Origin of the sequence: Lysinibacillus sp. FSL M8-0355 (assembly GCF_038008985.1) — a bacterium.
Classification (GTDB): Bacteria; Bacillota; Bacilli; order Bacillales_A; family Planococcaceae; genus Lysinibacillus; species Lysinibacillus fusiformis_D.
In genome coordinates this window covers 3,319,551-3,342,372 of sequence record NZ_JBBPAI010000001.1, presented here as the reverse complement: position 1 = coordinate 3,342,372, position 22,822 = coordinate 3,319,551, and the positions used below count along the sequence as shown (strand labels likewise).

Sequence of the window (22,822 nt, the reverse complement as noted above, 5' to 3'; positions counted from 1 at the left end):
TTGTTTTCTGAGAGATACTAGCTTGACCATTTTACTACAAAGAAGGGATGTCTATTGGCTGATTTGACCATGACGAGACTATATGAAGTGATGATCGTCTTGTATGCGATCAGTCTAGTTTTTTACTTTACTGATTATTTTTATAAGCAAGTACGAGCAAGACGCATTGCTTTTTGGCTTGTTTCATTTGTATGGGTGATTCAAAGTGCCATTATTATTTTAACATTTGTGGAAACAAAGCGTTTTCCGATTCTATCCTTGTCCGAGGGAATTTTATTTTATTCCTGGTTACTTGTGACGTTATCGATTATCCTTCACTGTATTGCAAAGGTGGACTTACCGGTGTTTATTATTAATATACTAGGATTTTTATTCGCTAGTATCTTTACATTTATGCCTAAACGCCCTACAGGAGCCGTCGGAGAGACATTAATTTCGGAAATGCTTTTTATTCATATATCATTTGCGATACTGTCATATGCAGCGTTCACTTTAACATTCGTGTTTGCCATTTTGTATCTCGTTCTATATCGTTTACTGAAAAAGAAAAAGTGGACACATTTATGGACAAGATTACCATCCCTACAGCAAACGAGTAGCTGGATGAATATTTCATTTTTTATTGGGATTCCGATGTTATTTATAAGTTTAATATTAGGGTTTGAATGGGCACTATTAACATTAGAGAGTCTTTCGATTTTCGATTCGAAAATCATAGGGTCCTTCATTATTTTAATTTTGTATTGCTTTATCCTATATGTGAATCGCAAAAGCAAGCTGACAGGAACAACTTATGCATGGGTACATATCTATGCCTATCTATTAGTTGTTGTGAACTTCTTCCTAGGAAGTAGTTTATCGCGATTCCATTTATGGTATTAGAAGAAAGGTTGGAGACTGTTGAGAAAAATTATTGTAGGTTCTAGGAGAAGTAAGCTAGCGCTAACTCAAACAAATTGGTTCATTAATGAATTAAAAGCGGCTGGTGCCCCATTTGAATTTGAAGTAAAAGAGATTGTAACAAAAGGGGATCAAATTTTAGATGTGCAGCTTTCAAAAGTAGGGGGAAAAGGATTGTTTGTGAAAGAAATTGAGCAAGCCCTCTACGATAAAGAAATTGATTTTGCTGTGCATTCTATGAAAGATATGCCTGCTGTGTTGCCAGAAGGGTTAGTGATTGGTTGCATTCCTCCACGTGAAGATGCACGTGATGCCTTTATTTCGAAAGGTCATGTTAAATTTGCAGAACTTCCTGCGGGAGCGGTAGTTGGGACAAGTTCATTACGTCGCAGTGCACAGCTATTAACAGTACGCCCAGATATCGAGATTAAATGGATTCGAGGAAATGTTGATACACGTTTAGCTAAGTTGGAGACAGAGGAATATGATGCAATTATTCTAGCAGCCGCTGGTTTGAAACGTCTTGGCTGGAGTGATGATGTAGTCACAGAGTTTTTACCTGTAGAACATTGTCTGCCAGCAGTAGCGCAAGGCTCTCTTGGTATTGAATGTCGTGGAGATGATGCGGAGCTATTAGCTGAGTTAGGAAAATTAACGGATCCATCCACTTGGCAAGAGGCACATGCGGAACGTGCCTTTTTGGCAGCAATGGATGGTGGCTGTCAGGTACCAATCGCTGGGTATGCCACTTCAAATGGGGGCGAAATGACATTAACTGGCCTTGTCGCAGCTCCAGATGCTTCTGTTTTGTATAAGGAAACAGTAGTAGGAACAGACGCACAAAAAATTGGGGAAGAGCTGGCTGCTATTTTAACAGAACAGGGCGCTTTCGAACTGATTCAACGTGTAAAGGCAGAGCAAGATGCCAAGTAATTTACCTCTAAAAGGTAAAACGATCCTTTTAACGGGGACATCTAAGACAACAACCATTGTCGACAATATAACAGCTTTAGGTGGCCATGCCATCATTGCCCCATTAATTGAAACATGCGAACGATTAGACAATCATGATGCTGAACGATTGAATTGTGCGAATCAATTTGATTGGCTTATTTTTACGAGTCAAAATGCTGTCGATGCTTTTGCTCGTAAAATGCTGCGGCATCATTTGAATGCCGATCACTTCCAAGGGAAAATTGCTTCCATTGGAACAAAAACAACGACAGCATTAGAAAAGCTAGGATTTCAAGTGAGCTTTATGCCTTCTGTATTTAGTGCTGATATTTTCGTCCAAGAATTTCCGAGTGTAGCAGGTAATCTTCCGAGATGTTTGTTTATTCGTGGAGAGAAGGCGAAAAGTACGCTGAAGGATGGACTGCCCTTTGAAGTAAAAGAGTGGACTGTTTATGAAACGAGGGAACGACATGATCAAACCTCAGTTATTCTCAAATGCATCGAGCAACATCAAGATGTCACGGTCATTTTTGCTAGTCCATCAGCTGTTGATGTGTATGCAAGGGATGTAGCATCACATGTTGGCTGGCGAGCAACTCGTATTGCAGCCATTGGTCATATTACGGAAGCGGCTCTTGAACAATATGGTGCTACTGTGGAGATTATGCCAAATGTATATACCATGCAAGCAGTTATCGAAGAAATTATGAAAGTAGGGGACAAATCATGACAAAACTACAATTTCAAAGACATCGTCGTTTGCGTGCTAATGCAACGATGAGATCAATGGTAAAAGAAACATACTTACATAAAGAGGACCTGATCTATCCTATTTTTGTAATTGAAGGCGAAAATATTAAAAATGAAGTACATTCAATGCCTGGCGTTTTTCAATTTTCATTGGATAAACTAGAAGCTGAAATTGATGAGGTTGTAGCATTAGGAATTCCTGCGGTTATTTTATTTGGTTTACCAGCTGAAAAAGATGCTGTTGGAACAGGTGCGTTCCATGATCATGGCATTGTTCAAGAAGCGACACGACTTATTAAAGCACGTCATCCTGAGCTATTAGTCATTGCCGATACATGCTTATGTGAATTTACAGACCATGGACATTGTGGCTTAATTGAAGGCGATCAGATTTTAAATGACCCTTCATTAGATGTGTTAGCCCGTACAGCTGTGTCACAAGCAAAAGCTGGTGCAGATATTATTGCTCCATCTAATATGATGGATGGCTTTGTTACAGCAATCCGTGCTGGTCTAGATGAAGCAGGATTCGAGCATATTCCAATCATGTCGTATGCAGTCAAATATGCATCTAGCTACTATGGGCCGTTCCGTGACGCTGCAGATGGTGCACCGCAATTTGGTGATCGGAAGTCCTACCAAATGGATCCATCGAACCGTTTAGAGGCTTTCCGTGAGGCAGAGTCAGATATCGAAGAAGGCGCAGATTTCTTAATTGTAAAACCTGCCCTTAGCTATTTAGATATTATTCGAGATATGAAAAATAACTATCCATTACCGCTTGTTGCGTATAATGTTTCAGGTGAATATGCAATGATTAAAGCGGCTGCTATGAATGGTTGGATTGAAGAGAAAAAAGTTGTGCTTGAAACATTATTAGGTATGAAACGTGCAGGCTCTGATTTAATCATTACGTATCATGCAAAAGATGCTGCACGTTGGTTGGAGGAGAAATAAATGACACGTTCTTACGAAAAATCAAAGCAAGCTTATGCTGAAGCTGTTCAATTAATGCCAGGTGGCGTTAGTAGCCCAGTACGTGCATTCAAATCAGTAAATATGGATCCGATTTTCATGGAATCTGGCCACGGTGCTATTATTAAAGATATTGATGGCAACGAATATATTGATTATGTATTATCTTGGGGGCCACTGATTTTAGGCCATACTCATCCAGAGGTAGTGAAAGCAATTGCTGACACAGCAGCAAAAGGCTCTTCCTTTGGTGCGCCAAGCTATACAGAAAATCGTTTAGCTCAATTAGTTTTAGATCGTCTGCCAGGTATGGAAATGATTCGCTTTGTTTCTTCAGGAACAGAGGCTACTATGTCTGCCTTACGTGTAGCTCGTGGTGTTACTGGACGTGATAAGATTTTAAAATTTGAAGGCTCTTATCATGGTCATGGTGATTCCTTATTGATTAAGGCTGGCTCTGGTGTAGCCACATTAGGCTTACCTGACAGCCCTGGTGTACCGGCAGATATCGCTCGAAATACGTTAACAGTTGCCTACAACGATTTAGAAGGGGCAAAAACGGTGTTCGAGAAATTTGGTGCAGAGCTAGCAGCAGTCATTGTGGAGCCAGTTGCAGGGAATATGGGGGTTGTACCACCACAGCCAGGTTTCTTAGAAGGTCTACGTGCCCTTACAACGGAGCACGGTGCAATATTAATCTTTGATGAGGTTATGACAGGTTTCCGTGTAGATTATGGCTGTGCACAAGGCTATTTTGATGTCACGCCTGATATAACTACTTTAGGAAAAGTAATCGGTGGTGGTCTGCCAGTAGGAGCGTTTGCTGGGAAAAAAGAGATTATGGAGCAAGTAGCACCAGCTGGCCCTATTTATCAAGCAGGTACACTATCTGGGAATCCATTAGCGATGACAGCCGGCTACGAAACGTTATCACGCTTAGACCATAGTACGTATGATTACTTTAAAAAATTAGGTGATCTGCTGGAAGCAGGTTTCCGTGAAGCCGCAACAAAATACAATATTCCGCACACAGTTAATCGTGCTGGTTCTATGATTGGTTTCTTCTTTACGAATGAAGATGTTATTGATTTTGCTTCTGCTAAATCATCTGATTTACAATTATTCGCTGAATACTTCCTCCTGATGGCAGAGGAAGGGATTTTCCTACCACCTTCTCAGTTTGAGGGATTATTTATTTCCACAGCACATACGGAAGAACATATGGCTAAAACAGTGGATGCCTTCCATAAAGTATTTGCACAATTAGCAAGATAACAAAGTTTAGGGCATGCTAGAAACAAATCTAGCGTGCCTTTTTTAGCTTAATTCAGCTTAAAGTGAAGCGACAGAGACAGAAAACCGCAAGCGCTTACGATTAATGGTTTTCTATGATGGAAGTCATTCTAGTACTTGAGCAATGAATGAGCAAAAGAGAAAGTATAGCATATATTAACTAGCAAATAAGAACTTCTATACTGGATGAAGGACCTGTTTTTGTTAAAATTATATCTTTCAGCATGGCCAAATTGTGGGCGATATCGTTTATAATATAGCTATTCATAATAGAAAGTAGTGAATTAATATGGCAACTGGCACACACATGGTCGAAGTACCCGTAGGAATTGATAATGTATGGGAATTCGTCAGTGATATGGAAAAATGGGCAAAGCTTGTCCCAGGTTATAATACACACGAAATGATTGATGACAAACATTCAACATGGACTTTTAAAGGCAATGTTGGCGTTTTGAAAAAAACGGTACAAGTAGAAATTACAATTTTAGAATGGGTAGCACCATCAAAAGTTACATTCGAATTAAAGGGTCTTTCTGATAATTTCACTGGAAATGGCTATTTCCTTGCAGAAAGCATTGATGCTGAAAACACAAAAATGACAGGTTTTTTAGAAGTCGTTGCTGGCGGCTTAGCTGGCCCTGTGTTAAATCCGATTTTTAAACCGATTGTACCAAAGGCAACACAAATGCTAACAGATCGTGTAGCTAATAAAATTAAATTAGTCAATGTTTAAATGATAAGAACATCCATGAAAATGGCATGCTAGAAGTAATATTCTAGCATGCCATTTTTCTAGTAGTATCTATTTATAATTATGTTCAACTTGAAACACACTAGCATACTATCCTTTAAATCGTCATATGATGCAAAGGGAGGGATTATTATCGAACAAAAAACTTGGAATATGCGAGAAACATTTTGTTTTCCTGGATATGGTTGCCCAACAGAATTAGCTGCTGTACAAATTAAACCACAGTGGCAAGCCATGCAGTTAGAGGATTCACTTCGATTAATGGGCATCTACCATATTACGGCACATGTTCGTTTTGATTTTCAAGATATGCAAGCATTTACAGGTGATGATAATTTAATTACAATTGATGCCCTTGATGTCCAAGGAGATACTGGTTATTTTGAGTATGCTGTCCCTTTACATGTGGATTTACCAAAAGAATCGGATGTCAAAGATTTAATGGTCAAAGATATTCGCCCTAGTCTGTCGAATCAGATGTGTCAGCTTGAGTGGACAGTTACAAGTATTTTTAACGAATATGAACCCGTTGTTGAAAATGATACTTTAGACAATCCACACCTAATGGCTCATGCTTTCGATCAAGAAGAAAAAATGGCTGTGATCGAGGAAAGTGTTCAAGTGAAACAACCTACCGCAGTAGCAGCAGCTTCACGCCAAGAGACCTCTACAACAGTTGACCAAAAGATAGTAATGAGAGAATCCTCAAGCCATATTGTTGTACGTGAATCCAGCACTTGGCATGAAGTGCCTTCCATGATTTGGGACCTAACAGAAGAGTATACACCGCTTAAAGTCCGTGTTTCAAATGATGTCTTTCAAAAGTAAATAGCAGAGAAGTAGTAGGAGCAATAAGAAGACTAAATCGCCTGATGTTGGCACAATAATGACACGGATAAACTGAAAAGCACAAATTGGCACAATAATGGTTCTACAATAAAAACGAACTTGTCGTAGCCAAGGAGGTAAAAGCCAAGGGTTATACTTGCGTCGACGCATTGAATTGTCACTTCCTTTTCTATTTACTTTACTCTTACTAAAAGATGACTAAATCACTTGAAAAATGACACGATTCTGCGGTACAATAAGGAAAATCAAATACAGATGCTATGATAGGGAAGAGTAAATTATGTCTACATTTTCAGAGAGGAAACGGTAGCTGAGAAGTTTCTATTTGTACTTAATTGAAGGTAGCCCTTGAGCAGCTTTAGTGAACTAACAGTAGTTAAAGCCGGTTAAACACCGTTACCGAATTAAGAGCCAGTAGGGAAGGCTGAGAAAATGTGTCATTTAGCATTGATCTTAACCGCTGCTGGAATTAAAGGTGGTACCGCGAATTAAAACTCCTTCGTCCTTTTAGACGAGAGGAGTTTTTTTATTGGGTAAAAAAATGAACAGCATTTCTTTACCAATAGTCTTCAAACAATAGGAGGAGTCAAGATGACAGAAAACATTTCAATGCCAACTAAATATGACCCACAGTCCATTGAAGCCGGTCGCTATGAATGGTGGTTACAAGGGAAATTTTTCGAGGCACAGCCTGAAAGTGGGAAAAAGCCTTATTCCATCGTTATTCCACCACCGAACGTAACAGGTAAATTACATCTTGGGCATGCTTGGGATACAACATTACAAGATATCCTTACTCGTATGAAACGCATGCAAGGCTATGATGCCCTTTGGTTACCAGGTATGGACCATGCAGGGATCGCAACACAAGCAAAAGTAGAAGCAAAACTGCGTGAGGATAATATAACACGTTATGATTTAGGCCGTGAAAAATTCCTTGAAAAAACATGGGAATGGAAAGAAGAATATGCTGGACATATTCGTGATCAATGGGCAAAGCTTGGCCTTGGTTTAGACTACACACGTGAACGTTTCACACTAGATAAAGGTCTTTCAGATGCAGTTAAAACAGTTTTTGTTGAGTTATATGAAAAAGGTTTAATTTACCGTGGCGAACGTATTATCAACTGGGATCCAGCAGCGAAAACAGCATTATCTGATATTGAGGTAATTTATCAGGATGTGCAAGGTGCATTCTATCATATGAAATATCCTTTAGCGGATGGCTCAGGATATGTAGAAGTTGCTACAACACGTCCTGAAACAATGCTCGGTGACTCTGGGGTAGCTGTTCACCCGAACGATGAGCGCTATCAGCATTTAATTGGTAAAACAGTTATTTTACCGATTGTAGGTCGTGAAATTCCGATTGTAGCTGATGACTATGTTGATAAGGAATTTGGTACTGGAGTTGTAAAAATGACACCAGCCCATGATCCGAACGACTTTGAAGTTGGAAATCGTCACAACCTAGAGCGCATTCTTGTGATGAATGAAGACGGTACAATGAATGATCTTGCTGGCAAATATAAAGGGATGGATCGTTTTGAATGCCGTAAGCAAATTGTTGCTGATTTACAAGAAGCAGGCGTGCTGATTCGTATTGAAGAGCATATGCATTCAGTAGGTCACTCTGAACGTTCTGGTGCTGTTGTTGAGCCATACCTTTCAGCACAATGGTTCGTTAAAATGCAACCACTTGCTGACACTTCCCTCGAGCTTCAAAAAGATGAAGAAGGGAAAGTAAACTTTGTCCCAGCTCGTTTTGAAAACACATATTCTCGTTGGATGGAGAATATCCGTGATTGGTGTATTTCTCGTCAATTATGGTGGGGCCATCAAATCCCAGCTTGGTATCATAATGAAACAGGCGAAGTTTACGTAGGAAAAGAAGCCCCAACTGATTCCGAAAATTGGACGCAAGATGAAGATGTACTCGATACTTGGTTCTCTTCTGCGCTCTGGCCGTTTTCTACAATGGGCTGGCCAGATGAGGCAAATGAAGAATATAAACGTTATTACCCAACCAGCACATTAGTAACGGGATATGATATTATTTTCTTCTGGGTATCTCGCATGATTTTCCAAGGCCTTGAATTTACAGGTCAACGCCCATTCAAAGATGTGTTAATTCACGGTTTAGTACGTGATGGCGAAGGTCGTAAAATGAGTAAGTCACTTGGTAATGGTGTAGATCCAATGGATGTTATTGAGCAATACGGTGCAGACTCTTTACGCTATTTCCTAGCGACTGGTTCATCACCTGGTCAAGATTTACGCTATACAACTGAAAAAGTAGAGGCAGTATGGAATTTTGCCAATAAGATTTGGAATGCATCACGTTTCGCACTTATGAATATGGACGGTATGACCTATGATGAAATCGACTTAACAGGTGAAAAATCCGTTGCTGACAAATGGATCTTAACACGCTTAAATGAAACGATTGAACGTGTAACTTCTCTTGCAGAACGTTATGAATTTGGAGAAGTTGGTCGTGAATTATACAATTTCATTTGGGATGATTTCTGTTCTTGGTATATTGAAATGGCGAAATTACCACTTTATGGTGAGGATGAAGTAGCTAAAAAGACTACTCGTTCTATTTTAGCTTACGTACTGGATCAAACAATGCGTTTATTACATCCATTTATGCCATTCATTACAGAAGAAATTTGGCAGCACTTACCACATGAAGGTGAATCGATTACAGTGGCTGCATGGCCAACAGTACGTGCGGATCTTCATTTTGCTGATGAAGCAGATAATATGAAGCTCCTAATGGATATTATACGTTCAGTACGTAATATTCGTGCGGAAGTGAATACACCGATGAGCAAAAAAGTACCGCTATTTATTTCAGCGAAAGATGCAGCAACAGTAGCTGTTCTTGAAGCGAATCAAGGCTATTTAGAAAAATTCTGTAATCCTGATACCCTCACAATTGGTGAAGGTTTAGAGGCTCCAGGTCAATCAATGACGGCTGTTGTCACAGGAGCGCAAGTGTTCCTACCACTTGTTGGTCTTATTAACTTAGAGGAAGAAATTGCTCGCCTTGAAAAAGAGTTAGAGAAATGGGCAAAAGAAGTAAAGCTTGTTACTGGTAAGCTATCAAATGAGAAATTCGTATCGAAAGCACCTGAAGCGTTAGTCAATGCAGAGCGTGAAAAATTAGCAGATTATGAAAGCAAGCATGCTGTTGTGTTAAAACGTTTAGAAGAATTAAAAAATATGTAATGAGGAAGCAATGGATGGCTGTAAAGTCATCCGTTGCTTCTTTTTATATGGAGCAAAAGGTATGTGTGTAATTAGGTTAAAATATAGTGTTATTCGAAATAATAAGTCTAATAGATTAGTGTTATCATTCGTTCAGTAGGATAAAAAACCTGAATGTTTTGGTGAATTGGGATGGCTAGCCCCCTTTTTGTAGAGCCTATTGTATGAAAAGTGGAGGTGTTGAGGTTGACAGGACACATTGCCACAATTATTACGAAAGTCAATAAAGCATGTGATGAATTAGATTTTGTAAGTGCAAGGGTACTGATAGAAACGAATCTTTTGAAATTATTAGAAGCAAAGTATTATCGTTTATTTAATGCCAGTGGACGTGTGCTCTATTAGCAAATAAACCTCAACAGAATTGTATCCAGTTATCACGTACAGATTTATTAACGATTCAAAAAATAAATGAGTATTGCTCGAATTTCGATATTTAAATGTTAAAACCCCTTTGAATGAGTACAACGTCCAAATATTCTCCCGCTATTGACAATATGGGGGCTCTATTAGGTGCTCACCAAGTACATTAATTGAAAAAATAAAACTAACACACAGTCGCTAGCTGCGTGTTTTTTCGAGTGTTTTGCTATTTAACGATGTTATTAAACATTACTTGTACTAAAATAAAGGTATTGCAGTAAGAGGGAGTGTTTCTTTTGTTTAACACAATGAACGAATGTACAAAATTTATCTTTACATTAAAAGCAGTTGATCATAAACGTGCACCACTTGTCCTCATGCGAGAAGTACTTGCCCATTTAGGTCATCCGCATAATCAACTACGTGTAATTCATGTGGCAGGTTCAAATGGCAAAGGCTCTACGGTGAATGCCTTAAGAGAAATGCTACAACATGCAGGTTACAAAGTAGGAGCATTTACGTCCCCGCATTTGGAGAGAGTCAATGAACGGATGACTATTAACGGCAAGCAAATCTCGGATGAGCAATTTTTAGCCTATTTCAATCAACTAGCCAAAATTATAGAAGAACAATACAATGGAGATTTTCCCAGCTTTTTTGAGGTAGTCACACTGATTATGTTTCAATATTTTGCCCATCAAGGAGTAGATATAGCGATTATTGAAACAGGACTTGGAGGACGTTTAGATGCGACCAATGTCGTCACGCCGCTTTTAGCGATTATTACAACGATTTCGCTAGAGCATACTGCATTTTTAGGTGATACATTCGCAAAGGTTGCCAGTGAAAAAGCAGGCATCATCAAAAGAGGCGTACCAGTTGTAGTAGGAGTTAGGAATGAGGAGGCATTAGCTGTTATTAAAGCCACGGCAGAGGAACGACACGCACCATGCTTCGTTTTAGGACAAGATTTTACGGTGACAAATAGTGAGCAAGGCACAGATTATCAGCAATTTACATATAAAAAAGAACAGGTCGTGATGATGGATGTACCTTTAAAAATGGCTGGTCCCCATCAAATTAATAATGCAAGTCTTGCTATTACGGCTCTACTTTTATTACGTGAAGACGGATACCTTTCCTTTGCTGATGATACAATTCGTCAAGGACTACAACGCGCACAGTGGGCTGGCCGTTTCGAGCAATGGCCGAATCATATCGTGCTAGATGGCGCTCATAATTCAGAAGGTACAGCTGCCCTAATCCAAACACTCAAGGATGTCTATCCTAACAACCAATATCGATTCATTTATGCAGCATTGGCTGATAAGGATCATGCCAACAGTATAGAGCTAATGGATGCTGTAGCGATTTCAATTGCTTTTACGCAAATAAACCTGCCCAATGCAATGCCTGCCGAGAGCTTAGCGATGTTATCGACACATGCACATAAAACTCATCACGAAGAATGGCTAGAAATTGTTCAAACTGTACTACATGAACGCCATGAAGAGGATATTGTGGTCATTACAGGTTCTTTATACTTTATAGCGGAAGTTCGACAATGGCTACAGGAGGAAGGACAATGATTCCAAAACTTGATCATTATAAAGAAAAATGGCATGTCAAAAGCGATGATGTGATTAAACCTGGTCTTGAGGCGATTGAAGAGGCCTTGTCCTTAGTAGGAAACCCCGAGCAAACATTGCGTGTTGTCCACTTAGCAGGCACAAATGGTAAAGGATCTACGTTAACGTTTCTGGAGGCAATTGCTCAAGAACATGGCTTACGCGTAGGCAAATTTATGTCTCCATGTATAGTGGATGTCCATGATCAAATTCAAATAGCTGGTCACCCTATAACGGAAGCTGAAATGGATCGAGTTTTTCAACAAATGCAACAGGCAGAGCTTAGTGAAAAACTAACGGATTTTGAATTACTAACTGTAGCTGCATTTTTACATTTTGTGAATGAGCACGTGGATATCGCGCTTATTGAAGCAGGTATGGGTGGGTTACTGGATAGCACGAATGTGGTAACACCGATTGTCTCCATTATCCCAAGCATCGCGTTAGAACATACAAAATTTTTAGGAGATACGCTTGCCCATATTGCCCGTCACAAAGCAGGCATTATTAAACGATCTCGCCCTGTCATTATAGGTGATTTACCAGATGAAGCTAAGCGTATTGTTGATGATGAAGCCGCTCGGAAAAATGCCAATGTTCTAGCATTAGGTCAACATTTTACTGTCAAATCAACAGCTGATGGAGAATGCTATACCAATGTAGTGCAACAGTTTCAAATAGCAAAACTAACTCGGTCTATGAAGGGAACACATCAAGCGAATAATATGGCACTTGCCATTACAGCATTTTTTGAAGTGGCATCTGTATTAGATGTATCTACGAGTGAAGTAGCTATACGTCAGGCAGTGCAAAGGGCTACTATTTTAGGACGTTTTGAAGAAATAATGCCCTGTGTTATTTTAGATGGTGCTCATAATCCAGCAAGTGCGGAAAAATTAGTGGAAACGATTCAATGTGAGTTTCCAAATGAGCGCATAACATTTGTTATCGGCATATTAGCAGATAAAGACGTACAGCAGATTCTCCGCCTTTTTGAGCAGGTCAGCGATAATTTTTATTTTGTTGATTTTGACAATCCGCGAGCGATGACTGCGCAACAAATGCTAGCCCTTTCCAATGCAGCATCCAAAGCTGTCCTTGTGGATTATGTACCTTTTTTACAGGCGCAGTCACTAAGTCAGCAAAGAACAATCGTATCTGGCTCATTGTATTTACTAACAGCGGTACGTAATAGATTAAAAGAATAAACCGACTAGGACTCTTGAGAGGGAGTCCTAATTTCATGTTGTTGAAAAAAGATAATGTCAAAGGCAGAAAAAGCAACTTTGCAAGGTGAGAGGTTGATTTCCGTTCCGCCAGCGTCCTTTCCAGGGGGCGTCCGCTGAGCCGCTTCACTCACTTACGTTCGCTCCAGGGTCTCAGCTGTGACGCTAAATCCCCTAGGAGTGACGCTGGCTCCACTTCAATCAACCATTTGGCAAAAGTGCCTTTTCCTTCTCTTTCATACGAGCCGTCACGATCAAAATCGCTCCTTATTTCCAACGTGAAGAAGTGGTGAGTGACAACACCCCTCCATAAAGAGTAGTGAATACCTTCACTTTATTTGAAAGCCTTTGCTCAAAAGAAACATTTTTATGGATTGGAGTGGAAGGCTACTTGATTCCCGTGGGATAGCGAGAAAGGCGAGCCCCTGCACGGAGCGGTAGCGGAGGAAGCGGCTCAGCGCTCGCCCACAGGAAAGCAAGTAGCCTGCAACGGAAATCCATTTCTACCTTTCAATTGACTGTTTTGTTTTTCAACACTATGCGACTAGGACTCTTGAGAGGGAGTCCTAGTTTTTTTATAGCTAGAGACCATGTTTTCCTTTCAACAGTTCTGTAGCAAATCACAATTAACTCGCATTTACACTTCGTAATCTACATATACTTATATCATATTGAGTCATCGAATTTTTGCAACGCTACTAGTTGGATAGATCGGTGGAAGGGTGAGGTGATAGATGCATGAAAATTGTAAGTCATGTGATAAAAAAACAAATATTTCGAGCAATGATTATTGGTGGATTTGTTGGTTTATTAGGTGTGGCGATTTTTTTAGGCGTGTTACAGGCCAGTACACAGTTACCGTTAAAGATAAATGGTAGTGAAGTAGCAAATAATCAATCAAAAACAGAGACGATTCCAACTGCCGGTGAGACAACCAATACATCTAATGCCCCTATGTTTTTTGCCAGTCAAGCAGGTGTGTATTCGAATTATGAGAGTGCCAGTTCTTTTGTTGCGGAATACCCAGCATTAAAAGAGAGTGCGATTGTTCAGGTTGATGGAAAATTCTATGTATGGACAAGCATGGTAACAGAAGAAAGTCAGCTAGAATTTTTACAGGAACCCGCAACCTTTAAAAAAGCATTTACTGTCAGTGGCGCAAGCTGTAAGGAACCAACACTTGCAGAACTGCCAACAGCCTTAGCAGACAAAAAAGCTACAAAATTAAATTTTAAAGAAAATGGAAAGGACTCTACATTACCAGAGGATTGGCAATCAATTGGAGCGGCTGCCTCTACTATTTCCAACGATGTTAACATTATTCGACTGCATGTTTTTGCGCATTATCAATCTAAAAATACATGTCTTCAGGTGAAGTTTTAAGCATAAAAGATCGCGAAAGTATCATTATCTTGATTTTTTGAAAATTTTCAAATCGTCTATTCTTCGTTATCATAAGGATAAGGAGGAATGGTCAGATCATGTTGAAAACAAATTATAAGCTTGTCCTTGCTTCTGCGTCACCAAGGAGAAAGGAATTACTGGGCATGTTAGCACTTCCGTTTGAAGTAATGACTAGTGAAGTGGAGGAAACAAGTGTACAAGCCAACACTATGCAGGATTATGTAAAGGGAGTGGCTCTATTAAAGACGCGTGATGTAGCCAGAAAAGCACCTAATGCCACGATTATTGGTGCAGATACAATCGTGGTTTACAAGGATGAGCTACTACATAAACCAAAAACACGTGAGGAAGCTATTTCACATTTACAGCGATTGTCAGACAACAAGCATGTTGTTATGACAGCGGTAGCAATTATCGAACCAAATGGAAAAGAAACGATTTTTGTAGAGGAAACTACAGTTATTTTTCATCATTTATCACAAGAGTTAATTGAAGCCTATGTAGATTCTGGAGATCCATTTGATAAAGCTGGTGGTTATGGTATTCAGACAGTAGGCACACTATTAGTTAAACGAATTGAAGGAGATTATAACAATGTTGTAGGTCTACCACTTGCAGCTTTGTTTTCGCAATTGGTAGCACGACAAATTATCCAATTTGCGAAGGAGTGAGTATTTTTGCTGGAAGAGGTTTTACCAAGTTTGATGATACGTGATGTCCATATGGAGGATCGTCCTCGTGAACGGCTGTTACGGCAAGGGGCTGAAAGTCTATCCAATCAAGAGCTGCTCGCCATTTTATTGAGAACAGGGACGAAGGAAGAATCTGTACTTGCTCTTGCAAATAGAGTATTAAATGTGTTTGAACGTTTACATCATTTGAAGCATGCAACCATCGAAGAAATGGTGGCTATTAAAGGAATCGGTGAGGTGAAAGCCATTCAATTACTCGCAGCCATTGAACTTGGTAGACGATTGGCTCAAAAACAAAATATTGAGAAATTTACGATACGTTCTCCGCAAGATGCAGCAGCCTACTTAATGCCTGATATGACGTCGCTTAACCAAGAGCATTTTGTTGTTCTTTTTCTGAATATCAAGAATCAAATTATTCATAAACAGACCATTTTTATAGGTAGTTTAAACGCCTCGATCGTTCATCCCAGGGATATCTTTCGAGAAGCTGTTAAACGGTCTGCCGCTTCCATTATTTGTGCTCATAATCATCCAAGTGGTGTGCCAACACCTAGTACGGAGGATATTGAGGTAACGAAGCGAATTGTTGAAGCCGGTTATATTATCGGTATTGAATTAATTGATCATGTGATCATTGGTGATCATCAATTTATTAGCATGAAAGAAAAAGGGTATTTTTAACTCTGCATGAAGCATGCAGAGTTTTTTTATGTTGAGCCAGCAAATGCTTTTTATACAGAAAGTTAAACATCTTCGTTAGGCAGCTATAAAATTTTTGTATTTTTTTGTGGTTTATTGGCGAACCTTTTTCATTACAAATCGTTAATGTATTCATAGAAACGCTATTATCTTCACAAAAATTGGTAGCCTGATACACGTTGTCTTATGAGAATAAAAATTATATGCTAATCTATACGTACTATTTTTAGTTTAAGAGGGAATTAAAATAGTATCTTTTCTGTGAGATGTAGTATGTGACACTACAAATTCTTGCGCTTTTCCGTTATAATGAACGGTATGAATTTTATCTTTATTCAGGAAGGACTCCCATCGAAATTGGTGGTGAGGTGAATGAGTGTGTAATTTTTTCGAGGTGTCAATCACCAACTGATGAAGATAAAAGCTTTGACAGGTGTGATAGGCTTTGAGAGGAGTCAATTGTGTTTTTTACACAATTAAAGTTCCTGCACATTGTCGTCAAAGATAATGGATGTCAACGAAAGTATGGCTTATATAGAAAGGGAGTACACAATTTGTTTGGACTAGGAAGCAAAGATGTCGGGATTGACCTCGGCACAGCGAATACATTAGTGTTTATTAAAGGAAAGGGGATCGTTTTACGTGAACCTTCAGTTGTAGCAAAAAATACAAAAACAGGAGATATCGTTGCCGTTGGTAATGATGCGAAAAATATGATTGGTCGTACACCTGGCTCAATCGTAGCAATTCGTCCAATGAAAGATGGCGTTATTGCTGACTTCGATATTACAACAGCAATGATCGAATATTACTTAAAAGAGGCATGTAAAAACTCTGGAGGCAACTGGAAAAAACCGAATGTGATGATTTGTGTGCCTTATGGCATTACATCAGTGGAGCAACGTGCGGTTATTGATGCAGCACGACAAGCGGGTGCAAAAGAGGCGTTCACAATTGAAGAGCCATTTGCAGCAGCAATCGGTTCAAATCTTCCTGTATGGGATCCTACTGGCTCAATGGTTGTTGATATCGGTGGTGGTACAACAGAAGTTGCCGTTATTTCTTTAGGTGGTATTGTAACGAGTGAATCCGTACGTGTTGGTGGGGATGCGATGGATCAATCCATCATTTCGTATATTCGTAAAACATATAATTTAACAATTGGTGAACGTACTGCAGAAGCTGTGAAAATGGAAATTGGTACGGCATTGGCAGAAGGTCCAGAGGATAAAATGGATATTCGAGGACGTGACCTATTAACTGGTTTACCAAAAACAATCGAAATTTCTTCACAGGAAATTTCTGAATCATTGCGTGAAGCGGTTGCCTCTATTATTGACGGCGTTCGCAAAACATTAGAACAAACTCCTCCTGAATTATCTGCTGACGTAATGGAACGTGGTATTGTATTAACTGGTGGTGGTGCGCTATTAACAAACTTAGACAAAGTTATTAGCCAAGAAACAAACATGCCAGTCTTTATCGCAGAAGATCCGTTAGACTGTGTAGCAATTGGCACAGGTAAAGCATTAGATCATATCGACTTAATTCGTCAACAACAAGTAAAAGGGTAAGGAGGTTGAGGCAATGCCACACTTTTTCTTCAATAAGAAAGTAATTTTGCTGCTCGTAGGTATGGTTTTTCTTGTGGCATTGATTAGCTTCTCATTACGTGATCGGACGAATGCAACTTTACCAGAGCAAATTATTAAAGATACTGTCGGCGTCGCACAATCGATTGTTGCGAAGCCGGCGAATTATATTAATGGTATTTTTAATAGTATTGACTCCCTCTTAAACACGTACGAAGAAAATAAACGTTTAAAAGCACGCTTAGAAGATTTTGCAGTTGTACAAGCTGAAGCTACGGATTTAAAATCAGAGAATAACAAGCTACGAGAGCTATTGGATAAAACCGAGAGCTTGAAGGCATTTAATCCAATTCATGCAACAGTGATTGCTAGAAATCCAGACCAGTGGGAAGAGAAAATCATTTTAGATAAAGGGTCTTCTCATGGTGTCCAAAAAAATATGGCAGTTATGACGGCGAAAGGTTTAGTAGGGAAAATTATACTAGTAACACCTTTCACATCTGAGGTAGAGCTTTTATATACAAATAATCCAAACTATCGTGTTTCTGCGATGGTATTAGGAGAAAAAGAAGCATACGGTTTAATCGAGGGCTTTGATGAAGAACGTAATAAACTCATTATGAAGCGAATCGATTCTAGCTTAACGGTGAAAGAAGGCGAGCAAGTAGTTTCTTCAGGGCTTGGTGGTATTTTCCCAAAAGGTGTCCCAATCGGAGAAATTACAGAAGTTAGTACAGATGATCATGGCTTAACAAAAATGGCTTATGTCAAACCATCTGCTGATTTTTCAATTTTAGAACATGTTGTCATTGCTAAACGTACATCAACAGTTATTGATGGCTCAGACGGCAATACAACAAATGAAGATTTATCGAATCCGCAAGAGGCGAGTGAAGAGGAGGCGGAATGATGGTTCGATTTCTCATCCCCTCTGTAGCGGTTTTACTATTCTTATTAGAGCCAGAATTTGCTATGCTTTCCCCGATTGAAATTAAAGGGGAAGTCTATTTTCTGGTACCACGTTTTTTAATCTTATATTTAATTTTTATATCCATCTATTACAGCCGTAAACGTGCGGTAATGTATGGAGTTTTTTTTGGTGTCTTGTATGATGTGTTTTACATTGATATTATTGGATTATATTCAGTGCTTTATCCACTTATATGTTTTTTAGCAGGCTCTATCGTGAAAGTTATCCATCAGCACTTAGTTGTGACAACGACAATTTCAGTTGTACTAGTAGCCATTTTAGAATTCATACTATATCAATTTTTCTTCCTAATTGATTTTACAGCAATACCTTTAGCGGATTTCTTACGTTCACGACTACTACCAACAATTATTGCTAATGCTTTATTTTTAATGATTCTTGGTTGGGCCTTCAAATATCTAATTAATGCGCGTGTCTTACAGAGAGCACGTGAAGTTTCTTAATAAAGAACAACGTGAGGTGAGGCATTCATGAAAAAACAGTTAGTTAATATGAAGGGAACGAAGGACGGTTTTGTACTACGTCTAGACGATCAATGTTCGTATAGCGAGTTAGTAGAAGAATTGAAGAAGAAAGTGTTAGAAGGCGGTATCGATGGTAAAGTAGATGTACAATTATACTTAGGCTATCGATACTGTACTGATGAACAAATGAATGAGCTGATAAAAATTGTAGAAGAAACGGAGCAACTTATTGTATCTAAGGTGCAAAGTGAAGTACTGACTGTCCAAGAAAGCAACCAGAAAATGATTGAAGGTCAACAAGATACATATATTGGTGTGGTCAGATCAGGACAAGTTCTGCGTTCATCAGGGGACATTATCATTGTAGGCAATGTAAATCCAAACGGTCGAGTAGAGGCTGGCGGTAATGTATATGTCCTAGGTAGACTAAAAGGAATTGCACATGCGGGTGTGCATGGCAATAAAGAAGCAATCATTGCAGCATCTCGATTTGAAGCCACACATATCATGATTGCTGATCAAGTTCAGGCAATGTCAGATGAACATGTAAACGCGATCAATCAGGCAGAAATGACTTGTGCATTTCTTGGCTATGATGGACGCATTACGTACGATCAAATTCATGCCTTAAAAAATATACGACCATTGTTAAATGTGTCTAAGGGAGGAAGCTAGTGTGGGAGAAGCGATCGTCATAACTTCAGGTAAGGGCGGTGTCGGTAAAACAACGACAACGGCTAACCTTGGGACTGCATTGGCTCTACAAGGTAAAAAAATATGTTTAGTTGATACAGATATCGGCCTACGCAATTTAGATGTCATTTTAGGTCTCGAAAATCGTATTATTTATGACCTAGTTGATGTGGTGGAAGGACGCTGTAAAATCCATCAAGCATTAATTAAGGATAAGCGCGTAGATGAGAAACTATTTTTATTACCTGCTGCTCAAACAACGGATAAAAACGCTGTTACCCCTGAGCAAATGAAGAGCTTAGTAGAGGAATTGAAAAGGGATTATGATTATGTATTAATCGATTGCCCTGCCGGTATTGAACAAGGCTATCGTAATGCTGTCGCTGGTGCAGATCATGCGATTGTTGTGACAACACCTGAAATCTCCGCTGTTCGTGATGCAGATCGTATCATTGGTTTACTTGAACAAGAAGAGATTACAGCACCTAAACTCATCATTAATCGTATTCGACAGCATATGATGAAGAGCGGTGATACATTGGATGTCAATGAAATTACTACACATCTTTCTATTGATCTATTAGGCATTATTGTCGATAGTGAGGGTGTCATCTCATCTTCCAATAAAGGTGAACCAATCGTCATGGACCCATCAAATAAAGCATCATTGGGCTATCGCAATATTGCCCGTCGTATTCTTGGTGAGTCCGTGCCATTGATGGCTATTCAAAATGAGCAAAGAGGTATGTTTTCAAAACTTAAGGCTCTATTTTCAAAATAAATGACAACCTTTTCGTACAAATGTACGAGAAGGTTTTTTCTTGTGCATGTTTGGACATGCAATCTCATATAGTGTGGAAAAAAGGATGAGAGCTTGTTTAAAAAATGGAAATGGTTCGTCACGATACTACTTGTGGCAGCAATCATGCTTGTAATTCGTTTAGAAGATCAAGGCGTAGTAGATACACCCGTTCGAAAGCTTGTAACAACCTCTGCAGATTTAACCTATTTAAGTGAGCTCGGACAAAGTTGGTTCGAAAAAGAAAAAGAGACCATCATGGTATCAAGTGATGTAGGGCAGGCCGATCTTCTAACATTTGCTAATGCCCAAGTTTTTAAAGAAGGTTATTTATTGCAGTATGATGTTGGTTTACCGATCTATGCTGGGCAGAATGGGTTGGTGGTTTTTACTGGTCATACAAAGTATACGGGCAAGACTATGACAATCAGCTATGAGGACGGGACAACGGTATCTTATGGTATGTTAGATAGTTTAGCGCAGCTCCCTTATACATCGATTCAAGCTAATGATTTAATTGGTATGAAAGAAGCTGGTCAATTATATATGTCCATTGAAAAGGGAGATACTCATTATGATTTAGAGCAAATTGTACAATGGCTTGAATCGACGGAGACCAATGAGGATTAAATTACATCTTCTATGTATCCCTCTGGTATTTGTCATGATTTTTAGTGGACAATTAGCTTATTACGCCATCATTTTATTTTCTTTGCTGTGGCACGAGGCAGGTCATTTAGTAGCAGCAGTATTGTGCGGAGTGAAGGTGAAATCATGCGTTATTACACCGTATGGGGGAGAAATTCAATTTGAAAATCCAGCGGTTGTGCAAGCTTCGTCACTCCTATGGATTGCATTAGGAGGACCAATCGCTACCATTATTGGGATTGGCCTCGCTTTTTTTATGCCTGATCTGCTCGCCACTAAGCTAATAACTGTACAATTAGTGTTACTGGCTGTAAATATTGTGCCCATCATACCGTTAGATGGTGGCAGGCTAGTATTAGCCTGGCTATTTTTAAGTTATCCAAGAGCTCAAGTGGTGGAAATGTATTATTGGTTGTCTTTCATCATTGCCACTACACTATTACTAGTCACTTTCAAGTTCTTGCCACAGTCTATTTTTTTAGCCATCATTAATTTATTCATTTGGCTGCAAGCATTGAAAGAATGGCGCTATCGAAAATATAGAGTTGCTTTTGAAAAATATGTTATGAATAGATTGACTTAAAAAAAAACGTATGGTAATATTTTAATGTTATTGTTTGTAGCACCCGTGCTACTACAACCGCTCTGGAAAGGTTTAAGTATCTAATAAGATCACCTTTTAAAACAGGCGAGTCTGAGTCTAAGAGGAGGTGCAGTAAAATGTACGCAATTATTGAAACTGGTGGTAAACAAATCAAAGTAGAAGCTGGTCAAGAAATCTATGTTGAGAAATTAGGCGTAGAAGCTGATGAGGTTGTTACTTTTGATAAAGTATTATTCGTAGGTGGCGAAAACGTTAAAGTTGGCGCTCCATTCGTAGAAGGCGCTACAGTAACAGCTAAAGTTGTTAAAGAAGGCCGTGCGAAAAAAATCGTTGTTTTCAAATTGAAAGCTAAAAAGAACTACCGTCGTAAACAAGGTCACCGTCAACCTTACACAAAATTAGTTGTTGAAGCAATCAACGCTTAATTGTGAGGTGTAGCGAATGATACAAGTTACGATTCATCACAATGAAAATAGACATGTGTCAGCATTTGAATTTTCAGGACATGCTGGGTACGATGAATCTGGTAAAGATTTAGTGTGTGCAGGAGCATCTACTATTGCCATTGGTACAGTAAATGCTATTTATGCATTATTACAAATTCAACCAGAAGTCGAACAAGCTGCTGAAGGTGGAGGCTATCTTAAGGTAGATTTACCATCAGATTTAGAGCCTGAAGTAGATGCAAAACTACAGTTAATTGTTCAAGTAATGACTGCCCAAGTGTATTCTATGGTGCAAAATTACGGACAATACATCCAAATCAACTACAACCAAGTAGGAGGTGGAACTCGATGAAATTATTATTAGCATTAGATCTTCAACTTTTCGCATCGAAAAAAGGGGTAGGTTCTACTAAAAACGGACGTGACTCTGAGTCTAAACGACTTGGTGCTAAACGTGCTGATGGCCAATTCGTAACTGGTGGTTCAATTCTTTACCGTCAACGCGGTACAAAAATTTACCCAGGTACAAACGTAGGTCGTGGTGGTGACGATACACTATTTGCTAAAGTTGACGGCGTTGTTAAATTCGAACGCTTAGGTCGCGATCGCAAACAAGTATCTGTATATCCAACTACACAAGAAGCTTAATCTTTTATAAGATAACATAAAGCGGAGGACTGCATTTATTGCAGTCCTTTTTTTGGCTAAATTTCAACAATGCCGATTCTGCTCTCAATTAAGCTGAGGCATAATTGATTAAAGAATTAAGGGAAAAATAGAGCAAAACTTGTTATACTAGTAAGGATAACTTTATTGGAG

General features: G+C 39.2%; 24 protein-coding genes and 2 other annotated features. All 24 genes read left to right on the top strand.

The window, feature by feature from the left end; genetic code table 11:
• The first annotated feature begins 54 nt into the window (after positions 1-54).
• The 24 genes from MKY46_RS16200 (at position 55) to rpmA (ending at position 22,651) form a co-directional block, all read left to right on the top strand.
• On the top strand, positions 55-882 hold the full coding sequence (locus tag MKY46_RS16200) for a cytochrome C assembly family protein (protein ID WP_036123979.1): 828 nt from the start codon (positions 55-57) through the stop codon (positions 880-882).
• A gap of 18 nt (positions 883-900) precedes the next feature.
• Positions 901-1,833, top strand: a complete 933-nt coding sequence (gene hemC / locus MKY46_RS16195) for a hydroxymethylbilane synthase (protein ID WP_058844882.1) — start codon at positions 901-903, stop codon at positions 1,831-1,833.
• Positions 1,823-2,584: a uroporphyrinogen-III synthase gene (locus MKY46_RS16190; protein WP_340834785.1), complete on the top strand. Its 762-nt coding sequence runs from the start codon at positions 1,823-1,825 to the stop codon at positions 2,582-2,584. The genes hemC and MKY46_RS16190 overlap by 11 nt, the downstream gene beginning before the upstream one ends.
• On the top strand, positions 2,581-3,561 hold the full coding sequence (gene hemB, locus MKY46_RS16185) for a porphobilinogen synthase (RefSeq protein ID WP_036123992.1): 981 nt from the start codon (positions 2,581-2,583) through the stop codon (positions 3,559-3,561). The genes MKY46_RS16190 and hemB overlap by 4 nt, the downstream gene beginning before the upstream one ends.
• Positions 3,562-4,854: a glutamate-1-semialdehyde 2,1-aminomutase gene (hemL, locus tag MKY46_RS16180; protein ID WP_036123997.1), complete on the top strand. Its 1,293-nt coding sequence runs from the start codon at positions 3,562-3,564 to the stop codon at positions 4,852-4,854.
• A gap of 307 nt (positions 4,855-5,161) precedes the next feature.
• On the top strand, positions 5,162-5,608 hold the full coding sequence (locus tag MKY46_RS16175; protein WP_036124000.1) for a CoxG family protein: 447 nt from the start codon (positions 5,162-5,164) through the stop codon (positions 5,606-5,608).
• Between the two features lie 81 nt (positions 5,609-5,689).
• On the top strand, positions 5,690-6,454 hold the full coding sequence (locus tag MKY46_RS16170) for a hypothetical protein (protein WP_036124006.1): 765 nt from the start codon (positions 5,690-5,692) through the stop codon (positions 6,452-6,454).
• A gap of 272 nt (positions 6,455-6,726) precedes the next feature.
• Positions 6,727-6,985: a binding site (T-box leader), on the top strand.
• A gap of 81 nt (positions 6,986-7,066) precedes the next feature.
• Positions 7,067-9,712: a valine--tRNA ligase gene (locus MKY46_RS16165; protein ID WP_036124012.1), complete on the top strand. Its 2,646-nt coding sequence runs from the start codon at positions 7,067-7,069 to the stop codon at positions 9,710-9,712.
• Positions 9,713-9,937: 225 nt separating this feature from the next.
• On the top strand, positions 9,938-10,096 hold the full coding sequence (locus tag MKY46_RS16160) for a hypothetical protein (protein ID WP_230593861.1): 159 nt from the start codon (positions 9,938-9,940) through the stop codon (positions 10,094-10,096).
• Between the two features lie 326 nt (positions 10,097-10,422).
• Positions 10,423-11,703, top strand: coding sequence for a bifunctional folylpolyglutamate synthase/dihydrofolate synthase (locus tag MKY46_RS16155; protein WP_196243747.1), 1,281 nt, complete (start codon positions 10,423-10,425; stop codon positions 11,701-11,703).
• Positions 11,700-12,950 (top strand): bifunctional folylpolyglutamate synthase/dihydrofolate synthase, encoded by a 1,251-nt coding sequence (locus tag MKY46_RS16150; protein WP_036124018.1) that lies wholly within the window; start codon positions 11,700-11,702, stop codon positions 12,948-12,950. Before MKY46_RS16155 ends, MKY46_RS16150 begins: the two co-directional genes overlap by 4 nt.
• A gap of 756 nt (positions 12,951-13,706) precedes the next feature.
• Positions 13,707-14,351, top strand: coding sequence for a hypothetical protein (locus MKY46_RS16145; protein WP_058844888.1), 645 nt, complete (start codon positions 13,707-13,709; stop codon positions 14,349-14,351).
• A gap of 98 nt (positions 14,352-14,449) precedes the next feature.
• On the top strand, positions 14,450-15,043 hold the full coding sequence (locus MKY46_RS16140) for a Maf family protein (RefSeq protein ID WP_036124089.1): 594 nt from the start codon (positions 14,450-14,452) through the stop codon (positions 15,041-15,043).
• A gap of 33 nt (positions 15,044-15,076) precedes the next feature.
• Positions 15,077-15,748, top strand: coding sequence for a RadC family protein (radC, locus tag MKY46_RS16135; RefSeq protein WP_196243748.1), 672 nt, complete (start codon positions 15,077-15,079; stop codon positions 15,746-15,748).
• Positions 15,749-16,320: 572 nt separating this feature from the next.
• Positions 16,321-17,340 carry a rod shape-determining protein gene (locus tag MKY46_RS16130; RefSeq protein ID WP_036124163.1) on the top strand — a complete coding sequence of 340 codons (1,020 nt, stop codon included), beginning with the start codon at positions 16,321-16,323 and terminating at the stop codon, positions 17,338-17,340.
• Positions 17,341-17,353: 13 nt separating this feature from the next.
• Positions 17,354-18,268 carry a rod shape-determining protein MreC gene (mreC, locus tag MKY46_RS16125; RefSeq protein WP_036124096.1) on the top strand — a complete coding sequence of 305 codons (915 nt, stop codon included), beginning with the start codon at positions 17,354-17,356 and terminating at the stop codon, positions 18,266-18,268.
• On the top strand, positions 18,268-18,792 hold the full coding sequence (gene mreD, locus MKY46_RS16120; protein ID WP_080717089.1) for a rod shape-determining protein MreD: 525 nt from the start codon (positions 18,268-18,270) through the stop codon (positions 18,790-18,792). Before mreC ends, mreD begins: the two co-directional genes overlap by 1 nt.
• A 27-nt stretch (positions 18,793-18,819) precedes the next feature.
• Complete coding sequence (minC, locus tag MKY46_RS16115) at positions 18,820-19,488, top strand: septum site-determining protein MinC (RefSeq protein ID WP_036124102.1); 669 nt, start codon at positions 18,820-18,822, stop codon at positions 19,486-19,488.
• 1 nt (position 19,489) lies between these two features.
• The gene (minD, locus tag MKY46_RS16110; RefSeq protein ID WP_036124107.1) at positions 19,490-20,287 is read left to right on the top strand and encodes a septum site-determining protein MinD; all 798 of its coding nucleotides are present in this window, start codon (positions 19,490-19,492) and stop codon (positions 20,285-20,287) included.
• Between the two features lie 93 nt (positions 20,288-20,380).
• A complete protein-coding gene (locus MKY46_RS16105; RefSeq protein WP_036124111.1) occupies positions 20,381-20,935 on the top strand; it encodes a peptidoglycan DD-metalloendopeptidase family protein in 555 nt (184 codons plus the stop codon).
• Positions 20,925-21,536, top strand: a complete 612-nt coding sequence (locus MKY46_RS16100; RefSeq protein WP_036124114.1) for a stage IV sporulation protein FB — start codon at positions 20,925-20,927, stop codon at positions 21,534-21,536. Before MKY46_RS16105 ends, MKY46_RS16100 begins: the two co-directional genes overlap by 11 nt.
• Positions 21,537-21,581: 45 nt before the next feature.
• Positions 21,582-21,659, top strand: a sequence feature (ribosomal protein L21 leader region).
• Positions 21,660-21,673: 14 nt separating this feature from the next.
• The gene (gene rplU / locus MKY46_RS16095; protein WP_036124117.1) at positions 21,674-21,982 is read left to right on the top strand and encodes a 50S ribosomal protein L21; all 309 of its coding nucleotides are present in this window, start codon (positions 21,674-21,676) and stop codon (positions 21,980-21,982) included.
• A 16-nt stretch (positions 21,983-21,998) separates the two neighbouring features.
• Positions 21,999-22,355: a ribosomal-processing cysteine protease Prp gene (locus MKY46_RS16090; RefSeq protein WP_036124121.1), complete on the top strand. Its 357-nt coding sequence runs from the start codon at positions 21,999-22,001 to the stop codon at positions 22,353-22,355.
• Positions 22,352-22,651 (top strand): 50S ribosomal protein L27, encoded by a 300-nt coding sequence (rpmA, locus tag MKY46_RS16085; protein WP_016991892.1) that lies wholly within the window; start codon positions 22,352-22,354, stop codon positions 22,649-22,651. Before MKY46_RS16090 ends, rpmA begins: the two co-directional genes overlap by 4 nt.
• The last annotated feature ends 171 nt before the right edge of the window (positions 22,652-22,822 follow it).